Origin of the sequence: Pseudomonas cuatrocienegasensis (genome assembly GCF_900110925.1) — a bacterium.
GTDB classification, from domain to species: domain Bacteria; phylum Pseudomonadota; class Gammaproteobacteria; order Pseudomonadales; family Pseudomonadaceae; genus Aquipseudomonas; species Aquipseudomonas cuatrocienegasensis.
In genome coordinates this window covers 1-12,120 of sequence record NZ_FOFP01000026.1, presented here as the reverse complement: position 1 = coordinate 12,120, position 12,120 = coordinate 1, and the positions used below count along the sequence as shown (strand labels likewise).

Below are 12,120 nucleotides of genomic sequence, written 5' to 3'. Positions count from 1 at the left end.
GCCCGGGCATGCCCACAGGCACGCATCGGGCGTTAAGGCCGTTCTAACCGCGCGGTCGGCGGCCCATGATGAACGAGACCACGAACATCACCAGAAAAACCACGAAGAGGATTTTGGCGATACCGGTCGCGGTACCTGCAATACCACCGAAGCCCAGAACAGCAGCAATGATGGCGATGATCAGAAACGTAATAGCCCAACTCAACATGGTGTATCTCCTTTTTTCAATGGAAGGGTGTTGCGATGACACAGGTGCAAACGTCAGCCTGGCAGAGCGTTGTCCTGCCAGGCAGAATTCGGGGTCGACTCAGGCTCGGCGCTGCGCGCATCGTCCAGGTCATTGAGGTAATGGCTTTCGCACAAGGCGTTACCCATCAACAGCGCACTGCCCAACATGGCCAATAAAACACTGACCAGCACCGCAAGTAGAATGATCAACATCAGCATGGTGATGACTCCTCAGAAGACCCAAGTCGGTAAACCGGGGCGCTGGCTGGACTCACTCGAAACCGTACGCGCGACGGGCAATACATGCCCCATCGGCGCAGGGGACCACTGCTGCTGAACCGGTGCGGACAGACTCAGCGACGAGCTAGGCGTGGCGTTAATTGCAGGCGTTGCTACTGCGCCCCCGACAAGTACCGTCAGGGCCGCAGCAGTGAACAATCCATTGCCGAGAAGCAGTGCATACAGATGCTGGCGTTTCATCCTGAAGTCCTCCTGCGGGTCTCTATAGGGGCAAGGTCACAACGCTTCGTGCCTTGCTAATACTCAGGATATTGCAGCGCTCATGCCAACCTTTATCGTTAAAAATAATCAATAAAATCAATAACTTAAAAAACACAAAAATTATTTGGAACGGCATCCTGCACGATCACCGATTTTGCCCTCGGGCGTTTTGCACGACCGCCTGCGGCTTGGTTCAACGACCTCAACACCCTTAACAGTAAGAAGTGCAATGAGGCCTAGGGCCCGGCATGGCGGCCTGAAAAATTTTCGTGCAACTTGCACGAACCTTTCTGGACTAAACTCTGCAATCACTTCGGAGCCCTTTTAGATGGACGCAGTCGAACAACGCAGCGGACGCATCCTGCTGGTCGATGACGAACCGGCAATCCTGCGCACCTTTCGCTACTGCCTGGAAGACCAGGGTTATCAGGTGGCCACAGCCAACAGTGCCGCCCAGGCCGAGACCCTGCTGCAGCGCCAGGTCTTCGACCTGTGCTTTCTCGACCTGCGCCTTGGCGAAGACAGTGGCCTGGATGTGCTCGCACAAATGCGCCTGCAGGCCCCCTGGATGCGCGTGGTCATCGTCACCGCTCATTCGGCGGTGGACACTGCGGTGGACGCCATGCAGATCGGCGCCGCTGATTACCTGGTCAAACCCTGCAGCCCCGACCAACTGCGCCTGGCCGCCGCCAAGCAGCTCGAAGTGCGCGCCCTGGCAGCACGCCTGGAAGCGCTAGAAGGCGAGGTCCGTAACGTCAAGGATGCCCTCGACTCGCACAGCCCGGCGATGATGGCGGTGCTGGAAACCGCCCGGCAGGTCGCCAACACCGATGCCAATATTCTTATCCTCGGCGAGTCTGGCACCGGCAAGGGCGAGTTGGCACGGGCCATCCATGGCTGGAGCCAACGGGCGAAGAAGTCCTGCGTCACCATCAACTGCCCGTCGCTGACCGCAGAACTGATGGAAAGCGAGCTGTTCGGCCATAGCCGCGGCGCCTTCACCGGGGCCAGCGAAAGCACCCTCGGCCGGGTCAACCAGGCCGATGGCGGCACCCTGTTCCTCGACGAGATCGGCGATTTCCCGCTGACCTTGCAGCCCAAGCTGCTGCGCTTTATTCAGGACAAGGAATACGAGCGAGTGGGTGACCCGGTGACCCGCCGCGCCGACGTACGCATTCTCGCGGCGACCAACCTCAACCTGGACGAAATGGTCCGCGATGGGCGCTTTCGCGAGGACCTGCTTTACCGCCTCAACGTGATCACCCTGAAGTTGCCACCGCTGCGCGAGCGCACCGATGACGTGATGACCCTCGCTGAGGGCTTTCTCGCGCGCTTCGTCAAGGATTACGCGCGCCCTGCCCGGGGTTTCACCGATGAAGCGCGCAACGCCCTGCTGGATTACCGCTGGCCGGGTAACATCCGCGAGCTGCGCAATGTCATCGAGCGCGCCAGCATCATCTGCCCCCAGGAGCAGGTCGACATCAGCCACCTGGGCCTGACTCCGCAGGTGGGCAGCCACGCCCCGCGGGTCGGCGCCGAGCTCAGCCTCGAGGCCCTGGAAAAAGCCCATATCAGCGCGGTACTGGCCAATAGCGACACCCTCGACCAGGCGGCCCGCACCCTTGGTATCGATGCATCAACCCTGTACCGCAAGCGCAAACAGTACAACCTATGAAGCTTGCCATGGCGCTGCGTACGCGGCTGTTTCTGAGCTTTTCCGCGCTGATCACCGTGGCCCTGCTCGGCCTGGTGCTTGGTGTGGTCAGCGTCATGCAGATGAACCTCAACCAGGAAAACGCCGTTCGTAAAAGCCTGATCACCTTCGAGCTGAGCCAGGAAATGCGCCGCAACCTGGGTGATCAGTTGGTCAACCTGATCAGCGAAAGCCCCAACCTCGCCTACCTGGCCGCGTCTGATGCTGAGTTCGAGCAATTGCTCAGCCGTGGCCTGGGCAGTGGCAATGCGCAGACCCGCGCGCATTTCGAGCCGGTTCAGGAGGCTTACGAGCAGTTCCAACAGACCATCAGCCAGCACGCCGGCATTCGCTGGGTGCTGCTCGATGGCAATGCCTTCAGCCAGACCTTCAACGCTGCACGCATGCGCGTGATCGACCTGCAGAACCAAGCCATTAGCGGTATCCGGAAGGAAGAAGCCTTAGGCCGTGAGCGAGGCAAGCTGATCGCCGGCCTGCTCGGTGTGTTGGCTGTCGCCGTCCTGGCGATTGGCGTGCTCACTGCGCACAGTGTTGCCCGGCGCTTCGGCGCGCCGATCGAAGCGTTGGCCAAGGCCGCCGACAATATCGGCCAGGGCAACTTCGACGTGGTGCTGCCGGTGTCTCCCTGGGCGGAAATGGCCCTGCTCAGCCGCCGCTTTGGCCTGATGGCCGAAGCGCTGCGCCACCACACCGCGAACAATGTCGACGAACTGCTGGCCAGCCAGACGCGCCTCCAGGCGGTGCTGGACAGCATCGACTATGGCCTGGTGATCATCGACCCTCAGGGGCGGGTCGAACACGCCAACCCGGTAGCCATCCGTCAATTGTTCTGGCTGGCCGAGCCCCGCGGTCGCACCCTCGGCGAGCTGCTTAGCCGCCCCTATCTCGACGACGCCACGACGCGGGTGTTGCGCGGCGAGCTGCTGGAACAGGCGCCCCAGGACCTGCAGATCGAAACCGCCGGTGAAACGCGCCAGCTGGCCTGGGCGCTTACCCCAATCAGCCATAACGACGGCCGTAGTGTTGGCGCGGTCATGGTGCTGCGTGACGTGACCGAACAACGCACCTTCGAGCGCGTGCGCAGCGAATTCGTCCTGCGCGCCTCCCATGAGCTGCGCACCCCGGTCACCGGCATGCAAATGGCCTTCAGCCTGCTGCAAGAGCGCCTGCACCTGGCCGACGGCTCACGCGAGCTGGACCTGGCCGAGACCGTCAACGAGGAGATGGCGCGCCTGGTGCAGTTGATCAGCGACCTGCTCAACTTCTCGCGCTACCAGAATGGCCTGCAGACCCTGGAACTGGCGCCCGTGGACATTGCGGATCTGGTCGAGCAGACCCGCCTACGTCATGCCGAGGCGGCCGCAGCCGGCGGGCTCGCCCTGACTGCAGAGGTCATGGGCCAGATGCCCTTCATCCAGCTCGACCGCGCACAGATCGAGCGGGTACTCGACAACCTGATGGCCAACGCCCTGCGCCATAGCCAGGCCGGCGGCACCATCACGCTGCAGGCACGCCGGCATGGCAAGCGCCTGATTCTCAGCGTGCAGGACAGTGGCGAGGGCATCGACTTCAGCCAGCAGGGACGGATCTTCGAGCCGTTCGTGCAGATCGGTCGCAAGAAGGGCGGCGCCGGCCTTGGCCTGGCGCTGTGCAAGGAGATCGTGCAGTTGCACGGGGGGCGGATCAGCCTGTATTCGCGGCCGGGAGAAGGCTCGCAGTTCTATATGGCACTGCCGCTCTAGCGAATACTGGAACGCAAAACCGGATCAAATTTGAAACGTCGGCCCAGTGCCAGGGCGACCACGAAGCCAGCCAATAGCACCGCGAACAACACCTTGGCCATAGTCACCAGGGCCTCAGGCAGCGGTACGAACAGCAGCACAGCGCCGGCCAGGCTCAGCAGAACGAGTAACGTGAATGCGGCTTTGGACATGGTCTTCTTCCTTCCTCGGGAGCGCGCTTAGAACACCCAGCGTTCGGTCACTGGCGGATGGCCGGCCACCGGCGCAAGCGCCGAGTTGCCCTGAACTTTGATGGCCAGGTGCTGAGCAGCAGGCCGCGCGGCCTGAGCCTGCATGACCTGGTAAATCGCGCGGCGCTCGGCCAGTGACTGCGAATCGGTATCGAGCACCGGAGAAGCCGGCAGCGACGGCAGGCCAAACACGGCACTCAGGGCGATGGCAGCGGCGCAAAACAGCGGAAGTGGGCGGGTCATGGGAGCATCTCCATCTGCATCAATCAATACAGAGGTGATTAGCAGCGCTCGTGCCAACCCGGAACACGCCTAAATATTCAATAAAATCATATAGTTACGACAACATAAGAGGGGCGCGGTGTTGCAGTCTGCACGATGCACCATTACGGACATTGCAAGTTGCACGATTGTTCGGTGTCGCACTTAAGCCGGTCCCACGCTGGGCGTAGCGAAACTCAGCCTACCGCGCGTTCAATCTGGGTTTTGAGCGCGTCAAGGGAGAACGGCTTGGCCAGAATCGGGGCCACTGCCAGGGTCGGCGTGCCGGAGTCGAAAATTTCCGCCGGGTGACCGCTCATGTAGATGATGCGCAGCTCGGGGCGCAGTTTGAGCGCCGGCTCGGCGATCATCACGCCGCTGACCCCGTCAGGCAGGCGAAAGTCGGTGATCAGCAGGTCGAGCTTGGGCTTGCTGGCGAGGATGTTGAACGCTTCACTGGCCGAGCGGGCCTGCAGCACCTGATAGCCTTCCTCGTCGAGGTATTCGGCGAGGATCGACAGAAACACCGGTTCATCTTCAACGATCAGCACGATTTTGCGTGTTTCAGTGGCCATGACTGCGATTTCCAGCAAGCGGGGGGTAGACGGTAGCGTCTCTTAGTCGAGCCGCACGGCAATTAGTTCAGCTGGGCGATAGCGGCAAGCTCACCTCGAAGCAGGCCCCCTGGCCGAGCTCGCTGTACACCTGAATATGGCCCTGGTGCGCCGCGACTATCTGCCGGGTGATGAATAATCCCAGCCCCAGTCCCTGGCGCACCGAGGTCGAGGCTACGCGCTCGAACTGCTGAAAAATACGCTCCTGATCTGTGCTGCTGATGCCGATGCCGTGGTCACGCACCCGCAGGCAGGCCTGCTCGCCCTGGCGTTCGACACTGATCTCGACGGGCTGGCGGGCGCCGTAACGCAGGGCATTGGTCAGCAGGTTGGCCACCACCTGCTCAAGCCGGAAGGCATCCCAGTAACCGGTCACCGGCTGTACATCGAGGCTGATGCTGCAGCCGGCAGCACTGAGCTGCGACTCGAAGTTTTCGACAACCCGCGCCACCAGTTCGGCCAGGTCCACAGCGGTGGGCAAGATCGACAATTTGCCGGTACGGATGCGCGAAACATCCAGCATGTCCTCGATCAGCCGGGTCAGGCTGTTGATCTGGCGCTCGTCGCGCTCGCTCATCGCCCGCAGCTTCTCCGGGGTGAAGGCCGCCATATTGCCCTTGTCCAGGTGCAGCTTGCGCAGTTGGGTTTCCAGCATCAGGCCATTGAGCGGTGTGCGTACTTCATGGGAGACGATGGACATGAAGTCATCGCGCATGCGCACGGCCAGTTGCAGCTCCTCCTGGGTGGCGCGCAGCTCGGCCAGCAGGGTGTCCTGCTCCTGCCGGCTCTTCTCCAACGCCTGAACCTGTTGCTTGATGGCCTGGCGCTGGCGATACAGCTCGACGAACACGGTGACCTTGCTGGTGACCGCCTTGATATCCAGCGGCTTGTGCAGGAAATCCACTGCACCGCTTTCATAGCCCTTGAAGGCGTAATTGAGCTCACGCCCTGCCGCGCTGACGAAGACGATAGGAATGTGCTTGGTCTTTTCCGTACCGCGCATCAGCTCGGCCAGCTCGAAGCCATTCATGCCCGGCATCTGCACGTCGAGAATGGCCAGGGCGAACTCATGCTGCAGCAACAGCGACAGTGCCTCATCGGCACTACTGGCCTGGTACACCTGCCGGTCATCGCCCCTGATCAGTCCCTCCAGTGCCAGCAGGTTTTCCGGCAGATCGTCGACGATCAGTAGTTTCGCCTCAATTTTGCTTAGCATGGGCTCTTGTCCAGCTCCTTGAGCAACGCGCGTAGGTCGGGTAGCGCCAGGACATAGTCTGGCGTGTGCAGGGCCAGTGCCGCTTCCGGCATGGTCGGCACCTGGGCATCGGTGGGGTCTTGCACGATGGTCAGGCCACCGCGTGCTTTGACAGCGGCCAGGCCGGCGGCGCCGTCCTGGTTGGCGCCGGTCAGCAACACAGCGGCCAGCGCCGCGCCATAGGCATCGGCGGCAGATTCGAAGAGCACGTCGATCGAGGGCCGCGAATGGTGCTGTGGCGCCTCGCGACTCAGGGAAAAGCTGCGGTCCTGCTCAATCAGCAGGTGATAGCCCGGTGGCGCCACATAAACGCAGGCAGGCTGCAATGTCTCACCGCCCTCGGCCTCCTTGACGCGCAGTGCCAGACGCCGCTGGAACACCTGGGCCAGCTCGCTGTGACGGTCATCGGGCAGGTGCAGCAACATCACCACCGGCAGGCGGTAATCGGCCGGCAGCGTCTCCAGCAGACACAGCAGCGCGGTCACGCCGCCCGCAGAGCCACCGAGCATCAGCGCCTGAAGGGGTATACGTCGGGGTAACAGTGGCGCGCTCATCGCTTGCGAAAGATCCGTTCGTGCTTGCTCACCGGCTCGAAAGCGCGCGCAAAGCTGGAAAAATCCAAACTCTCCTTGCTGCCCAGGCCGAGGAAGCCGCGGTGACAGAGCGACTCGTGGAACAGCCCGAAGGCGCGGTCCTGCAGGGTCTTGTTGAAGTAGATCAGCACGTTGCGGCAGGAGACCAGCTGGGTTTCGGAAAACACACTGTCGGTCGCCAGGCTGTGGTCGGCGAACGTCACCTGGGCGCGCAACGACTTGTCGAACAGCGCGCCATCGTAGGCGGCGGTGTAGTAATCGGACAGCGCTTGGCGACCGCCGGCCTTCTGGTAGTTGTTGGTAAAGCCTTGAATAGCCTCGAGGGGGTAGATGCCGCGCTCGGCCTTTTCCAGCGAGCGCGGGTTGATGTCGGTGGCATAGATGATCGAGCGCTCCAGCAGGCCTTCCTCGCGCAACAGGATCGCCAGCGAATAGACCTCCTCGCCGGTGCTGCAGCCTGCCACCCAGATCTTCACCGAAGGGTAGGTGCGCAGCAGCGGCACCACTTGCTCGCGCAGGGCGAGAAAGTAGCCCGGGTCGCGGAACATCTCGCTGACCGGAATCGTCAGGTACTGCAGCAACTGCATGAACGCGTTGGGGTCGTGCAGGATGCGCTCCTGCAGGGCCGAGACGGTCTGGCACTCGAACTGCACCAGGGCATGGCGCACCCGGCGCTTGAGCGATGCACCGGAGTAGTCGCGAAAGTCGTAGTCGTACTTGAGGTAAATGGCCTCGATCAGCAGGCGCAGTTCAATCTCGATATCGCGTTCGGGAGCCATCAGATGCGTTCCAGTTTGGGCATCCACACCCGGATCAGCGAGAACAGCCGATCCAGATCGATGGGCTTGGCCAGGTAGTCGTTGGCGCCGGCCTTGAGGCAGCGGTCCTGGTCATCCTTCATGGCCTTGGCGGTCACAGCGATGATCGGCAGCTTGCGCCAGCGCGGGTCTTTGCGGATTTCCTGAGTGGCGGTGTAGCCGTCCATTTCCGGCATCATCACATCCATCAGCACCAGGTCGATATCGGCCACTTCATTGAGCCGCGCCAGGGCTTCATGGCCATTGCGGCCGACCTCGACCAGTGCGCCCTTTTGTTCCAGCGCGCTGGTCAGGGCAAAGATATTGCGCACGTCATCGTCAACCAAGAGGATGCGCCGCCCCTCGAACACCTTGTCACGGGCGCGCGCAGTCTTGAGCATGTTCTGCCGGTCACTGGAGAGCTGCGACTCGACCTTGTGCAGGAACAGCGTGACCTCGTCGAGCAGGCGCTCGGGCGAGCGTGCACCCTTGATGATGATCGAGCGCGAGTACTTCATCAGGTCGGCTTCTTCATCGCGGGTCAGGTTGCGACCGGTGTAGACAATGACCGGCGGGAAGGCGCGGATGTCCTCACTGGACATGCGCTTGAGCAACTCATTGCCCTGCATGTCGGGCAGCTTGAGGTCGATGATCATGCAGTCGAACACCTGTGAGCGCAGCAGTTGCAGGGCCTGCTCGCCAAACTCCACGGCCGTGATCTCGATGTCATCGTCGCCGATCAGCCGGGCAATGCTCTCGCGCTGGCGGGCATCGTCCTCGACCAGCAGCACGCGTTTGACCTGCTGGGCCAGCTTGGCATCGAGCTTGGCGAACACATCCTTGAGCTGCTCGCGGGTGGCCGGCTTCACCGCATAGCCGATGGCGCCCAGTTGCAGGGCTGCCTCCATGCGGTCCTCGACCGAGATCACATGCACCGGAATATGCCGGGTAACGGCGTTTTCCTTGAGCCGCTGCAGCACGGTCAGGCCCGAGGCATCGGGCAGGCGCATGTCCAGCAGCACGGCGTCGGGCTGCAGGTTTTCGGCCAGGGTCAGGCCGTCGTCGGCGCCGTGGGCGACCAGGCAGCGATAACCCAGCTCATGGGCCAGGTCGTAGAGAATCTGCGCGAACTTGGGCTCGTCCTCGATGACCAGGATGCAGCGCCCCTCGCTGGGCAACAGCTCACGGTCATCGGCAAAACGCGGCACTTCGGGCTTGGGTTGCGGCGCGGCGGCCGCGACCGGCAACACGGCGGGCATCTGCGGCAGCAGTGCCGGTGCCGGGCTGCTGAGCGAAGGCTCGAAGGTTTCCGGCAGGTTCAGGGTAAAGGTACTGCCTTCACCTGGCACGCTGACCACGCTGATCGAGCCGCCGAGCAGGGCGGCCAGGTCGCGGGAGATCGACAAGCCCAGGCCGGTGCCGCCATAGCGGCGGTTGGTGGTGCCATCGGCCTGGCGGAACGCCTCGAAGATCGCCTCTTGCTGCTCGGCGCGGATACCGATGCCACTGTCCTTGACCGCAAAGGCGATCCCGGCGCCGGGCTGGCGTGAGACGGTCAGGGTGACGCCGCCGCGCTCGGTGAACTTGAGCGCGTTGGACAGCAGGTTCTTGAGGATCTGCTCGACCCGTTGCTGATCGCTGTGGAGGATCTGCGGCACACCCGCGAGGGTGTCGACGCTGAAGCTCAGCTGCTTTTCCCCTGCGATGGGCGCGAATACCCGCTGCAGGCCGTCGATCAGACGATCGATGCGCATGTCGTGTGGGCGCACATCGAGCTTGCCAGCTTCAACCTTGGAAATATCGAGGATGTCGTTGATCAGGTTGAGCAGATCATTGCCGGCTGCGTAGATCGACTCGGCGAACTTCACCTGCTCGGCATCCAGATTGCCCTTGGCGTTGTCAGCGAGCAATTTGGCCAGGATCAGCGAACTGTTGAGCGGCGTACGCAGCTCATGGGACATGTTGGCGAGGAACTCGGACTTGTACAGGCTGGCGCGCTGCAACTCTTCGGCGCGCTCCTCCAACTGCACCTGAACGCGGTTGAGCACGGCGTTCTTGTCATCCAGGGCGTCACGCTGTTCGGCGAGCATCTGCGTCTGCGCGGCCAGTTGTTCGTTGGTCTGCTCCAACTCCGCCTGCTGGATTTCCAGGTGCGCCTGGGACTCCTTGAGCACCCGCGACTGTTCCTCCAGCTCCTCGTTGGCGGTGCGCAGTTCTTCCTGCTGAACCTGCAGCTCCTCGTTGAGTTGCTGGGTCTCGGCGAGCACATCCTGCAGACGCTGACGGTACTTGGCCGCCTCGATGGAGGTCCCGATGTTCTCCGCAATCAACTCGAGGAATTCGCGGTCACGCGCCTGTAACGGCCGCAGGAAGCCCAGCTCGAGTACCCCATTGACCTGTTGTTCACTGCGAATCGGCAGCACCAGCACCTGCAATGGCGTGGTATCGCCCAGGCCGCTGGTGACTTTCAGGTAATCGACCGGAAGGTTTTCCAGGCTCAGCATGCGGCCCTCGGCAGCTGCCTGGCCGACCAGGGTGTCCTGGCCATGGAAACGCTGCTCGGCCTGCTCCTGCTCACGGCTGAAGCCATAGCTGGCGACCCGCGCCAGCGCGCCCTGATCATCACGCACATAAAACGCGCCCACCGGTGAATCCAGGTAGGCCGCCAGATAACGCAGCACATTGCGCCCCAGTACCGGCAAGGTGAGCTGGCCCAGTACCTGTTCGGCCAGGGCACTCTGGCCGCTGCGCAACCAGGCTTTCTCCTCAATCTGCTCAGCCGTGAGGCGCTGCAACTCGAGACTGTGCGCATAGCTCTGCGATAGACGCATCAACTCACGCCGGCCAAACAGGGCGAGCGCCGCGCTGAGGCTCAGACTGACCAGCAGAAAAGCGACCACGCTGATCACTACCGTGCGGTTAGCGGCCTGGTTGCGCGTCTGGCGCAATTGCTGTTCGACCGCGACGAACGCGTCGTACTCCTCGCGTAGCTGATCGGTCAGGCGTTTACCGCGACCACTGCTTACCACATCGGCATAGTCGCCCTCGCTGCGGCGCACAGTTTTCATCTCGTCAGCGAAGCCTTCCCACTCCTGATGCAGGGCCTGAATCCGCCGCAGGCGGTCAAGCTGATCGGGGTTGTCCGCCACTTGCTCGGCCAGGCTTTCGAGCTCGGCACGGATGCGCGGTTTGGCCACCTCATAAGGCGCCAGGAAGGCCTCATCGCCGGTAATCAAAAAGCCACGCAGGCCGGTTTCCAGGTCGATGGACAACTTCACCGCTTCACCCGCGTTACCGATGACCCGGTCGGTGTGTTCCACCCACTTGAGCACGCTCAGCAGGTAGACAATCAGGCCCACAAAAAACACAGCCGTGAAGACACCTATGCCCAGGGGTAACGCCAGGTTACGCCGCAGCACACGACGAAAGCTGCGTTCGTCCACAGTCGACATAGGGTTCATCATCCATTCCAATTGGCGGGAAATTTCGGGAATTCTGCCGTAAAGCCTGGCGAAAAAGCACGCATTTCCAAGATCGAAGAAAAAACCGCGCGGCGCGGCCCAGGACTGTGCCTGAACAACGATGCGCGGCGTACTATAAGACCGTCGGTCTTCTGAACCCACACGTGTCGAAAAGTGTCGAATAAACTCGCCGGCCCATTAGAGGGTGCCGGTCGCGAAGCCGCCCCGCCCAAACGAGGTTACTGGATGCAAGACCGGACTCACGGCACCGATGACGATGCACTGCGCAGTGCTGGCGACTGCACCATTCTGTTGGTCGAGGATGACGACATCGTGCGCATGCTCACCCTCGAAGTGCTTATGGAGCTGGAGTATCAGGTACTTGAAGCGGCGGATGCGCAACAGGCGTTGGTCGTTCTGGAAAGCGATCAGCCGCTGGATCTGCTGATGACCGACATCGGCCTGCCAGGCATGGACGGCCACCAACTGATGATTCGCGCCCGCAGCCTACGCCCGCAATTGCCTGTGTTGTTCGCCAGCGGCTATGGCGAGGGTGTACCGAGCCAGACCGGCGAAGGCGCTGCCACAGCTACCATCACCAAGCCCTACTCATTGGATCTGCTGCGCAGCACTGTGCAAAACCTGCTGGGTTAACCGCGTCGCTGCTTCTCGTAGGAGCCGCGCCTCGCGGCGAATAGCGGCCATTCAGCGGTATGGCAGAGAG

At 62.1% G+C, this 12,120-nt stretch carries 12 protein-coding genes; 3 read left to right on the top strand and 9 right to left on the bottom strand.

Annotated elements, in window-relative coordinates:
• Positions 1-43: 43 nt before the first annotated feature.
• Both BMW49_RS22800 and BMW49_RS22795 read right to left on the bottom strand, forming a co-directional pair.
• Entirely contained in the window at positions 44-208 is a 165-nt protein-coding gene (locus BMW49_RS22800) for a DUF1328 domain-containing protein (protein ID WP_069521449.1), read from the bottom strand.
• A gap of 53 nt (positions 209-261) precedes the next feature.
• Entirely contained in the window at positions 262-447 is a 186-nt protein-coding gene (locus tag BMW49_RS22795; RefSeq protein WP_069521447.1) for a hypothetical protein, read from the bottom strand.
• Positions 448-1,057: 610 nt separating this feature from the next.
• Here BMW49_RS22795 and algB point away from each other — a divergent pair.
• Both algB and BMW49_RS22785 read left to right on the top strand, forming a co-directional pair.
• Positions 1,058-2,404 carry a sigma-54-dependent response regulator transcription factor AlgB gene (algB, locus tag BMW49_RS22790; RefSeq protein WP_069521445.1) on the top strand — a complete coding sequence of 449 codons (1,347 nt, stop codon included), beginning with the start codon at positions 1,058-1,060 and terminating at the stop codon, positions 2,402-2,404.
• A complete protein-coding gene (locus BMW49_RS22785; RefSeq protein ID WP_069521443.1) occupies positions 2,401-4,185 on the top strand; it encodes an ATP-binding protein in 1,785 nt (594 codons plus the stop codon). The genes algB and BMW49_RS22785 overlap by 4 nt, the downstream gene beginning before the upstream one ends.
• On the opposite strand, the gene BMW49_RS22780 is transcribed toward BMW49_RS22785, so the two are convergent.
• The 7 genes from BMW49_RS22780 to BMW49_RS22750 all read right to left on the bottom strand — a co-directional run bounded on the left by BMW49_RS22780 (position 4,182) and on the right by BMW49_RS22750 (position 11,396).
• Complete coding sequence (locus BMW49_RS22780; RefSeq protein WP_069521441.1) at positions 4,182-4,376, bottom strand: PA3371 family protein; 195 nt, start codon at positions 4,374-4,376, stop codon at positions 4,182-4,184. The two genes, BMW49_RS22785 and BMW49_RS22780, sit on opposite strands and share 4 nt — an antisense overlap.
• A gap of 27 nt (positions 4,377-4,403) precedes the next feature.
• Positions 4,404-4,658: a hypothetical protein gene (locus BMW49_RS22775; protein ID WP_069521439.1), complete on the bottom strand. Its 255-nt coding sequence runs from the start codon at positions 4,656-4,658 to the stop codon at positions 4,404-4,406.
• Positions 4,659-4,873: 215 nt separating this feature from the next.
• Entirely contained in the window at positions 4,874-5,251 is a 378-nt protein-coding gene (locus tag BMW49_RS22770) for a response regulator (protein ID WP_069521438.1), read from the bottom strand.
• 67 nt (positions 5,252-5,318) lie between these two features.
• Positions 5,319-6,506: a hybrid sensor histidine kinase/response regulator gene (locus BMW49_RS22765; RefSeq protein ID WP_069521435.1), complete on the bottom strand. Its 1,188-nt coding sequence runs from the start codon at positions 6,504-6,506 to the stop codon at positions 5,319-5,321.
• On the bottom strand, positions 6,500-7,099 hold the full coding sequence (locus tag BMW49_RS22760) for a chemotaxis protein CheB (RefSeq protein ID WP_069521433.1): 600 nt from the start codon (positions 7,097-7,099) through the stop codon (positions 6,500-6,502). The genes BMW49_RS22765 and BMW49_RS22760 overlap by 7 nt, the downstream gene beginning before the upstream one ends.
• Positions 7,096-7,917 carry a CheR family methyltransferase gene (locus tag BMW49_RS22755; protein WP_069521431.1) on the bottom strand — a complete coding sequence of 274 codons (822 nt, stop codon included), beginning with the start codon at positions 7,915-7,917 and terminating at the stop codon, positions 7,096-7,098. Before BMW49_RS22755 ends, BMW49_RS22760 begins: the two co-directional genes overlap by 4 nt.
• A complete protein-coding gene (locus tag BMW49_RS22750) occupies positions 7,917-11,396 on the bottom strand; it encodes a response regulator (RefSeq protein WP_069521429.1) in 3,480 nt (1,159 codons plus the stop codon). Before BMW49_RS22750 ends, BMW49_RS22755 begins: the two co-directional genes overlap by 1 nt.
• A 246-nt stretch (positions 11,397-11,642) precedes the next feature.
• On the opposite strand from BMW49_RS22750, the gene BMW49_RS22745 reads away from it, so the two are divergent.
• Positions 11,643-12,050, top strand: coding sequence for a response regulator (locus BMW49_RS22745; protein ID WP_069521427.1), 408 nt, complete (start codon positions 11,643-11,645; stop codon positions 12,048-12,050).
• The last annotated feature ends 70 nt before the right edge of the window (positions 12,051-12,120 follow it).

Bases quoted from the DNA above. Each gene is read 5' to 3' on its own strand.
- BMW49_RS22750 (WP_069521429.1), bottom strand. From the start codon at position 11,396: ATGAACCCTATGTCGACTGTGGACGAACGCAGCTTTCGTCGTGTGCTG.
- BMW49_RS22745 (WP_069521427.1), top strand. From the start codon at position 11,643: ATGCAAGACCGGACTCACGGCACCGATGACGATGCACTGCGCAGTGCT.
- BMW49_RS22765 (WP_069521435.1), bottom strand. From the start codon at position 6,506: ATGCTAAGCAAAATTGAGGCGAAACTACTGATCGTCGACGATCTGCCG.
- BMW49_RS22800 (WP_069521449.1), bottom strand. From the start codon at position 208: ATGTTGAGTTGGGCTATTACGTTTCTGATCATCGCCATCATTGCTGCT.
- BMW49_RS22795 (WP_069521447.1), bottom strand. From the start codon at position 447: ATGCTGATGTTGATCATTCTACTTGCGGTGCTGGTCAGTGTTTTATTG.
- algB (WP_069521445.1), top strand. From the start codon at position 1,058: ATGGACGCAGTCGAACAACGCAGCGGACGCATCCTGCTGGTCGATGAC.
- BMW49_RS22785 (WP_069521443.1), top strand. From the start codon at position 2,401: ATGAAGCTTGCCATGGCGCTGCGTACGCGGCTGTTTCTGAGCTTTTCC.
- BMW49_RS22775 (WP_069521439.1), bottom strand. From the start codon at position 4,658: ATGACCCGCCCACTTCCGCTGTTTTGCGCCGCTGCCATCGCCCTGAGT.
- BMW49_RS22780 (WP_069521441.1), bottom strand. From the start codon at position 4,376: ATGTCCAAAGCCGCATTCACGTTACTCGTTCTGCTGAGCCTGGCCGGC.
- BMW49_RS22770 (WP_069521438.1), bottom strand. From the start codon at position 5,251: ATGGCCACTGAAACACGCAAAATCGTGCTGATCGTTGAAGATGAACCG.
- BMW49_RS22755 (WP_069521431.1), bottom strand. From the start codon at position 7,917: ATGGCTCCCGAACGCGATATCGAGATTGAACTGCGCCTGCTGATCGAG.
- BMW49_RS22760 (WP_069521433.1), bottom strand. From the start codon at position 7,099: ATGAGCGCGCCACTGTTACCCCGACGTATACCCCTTCAGGCGCTGATG.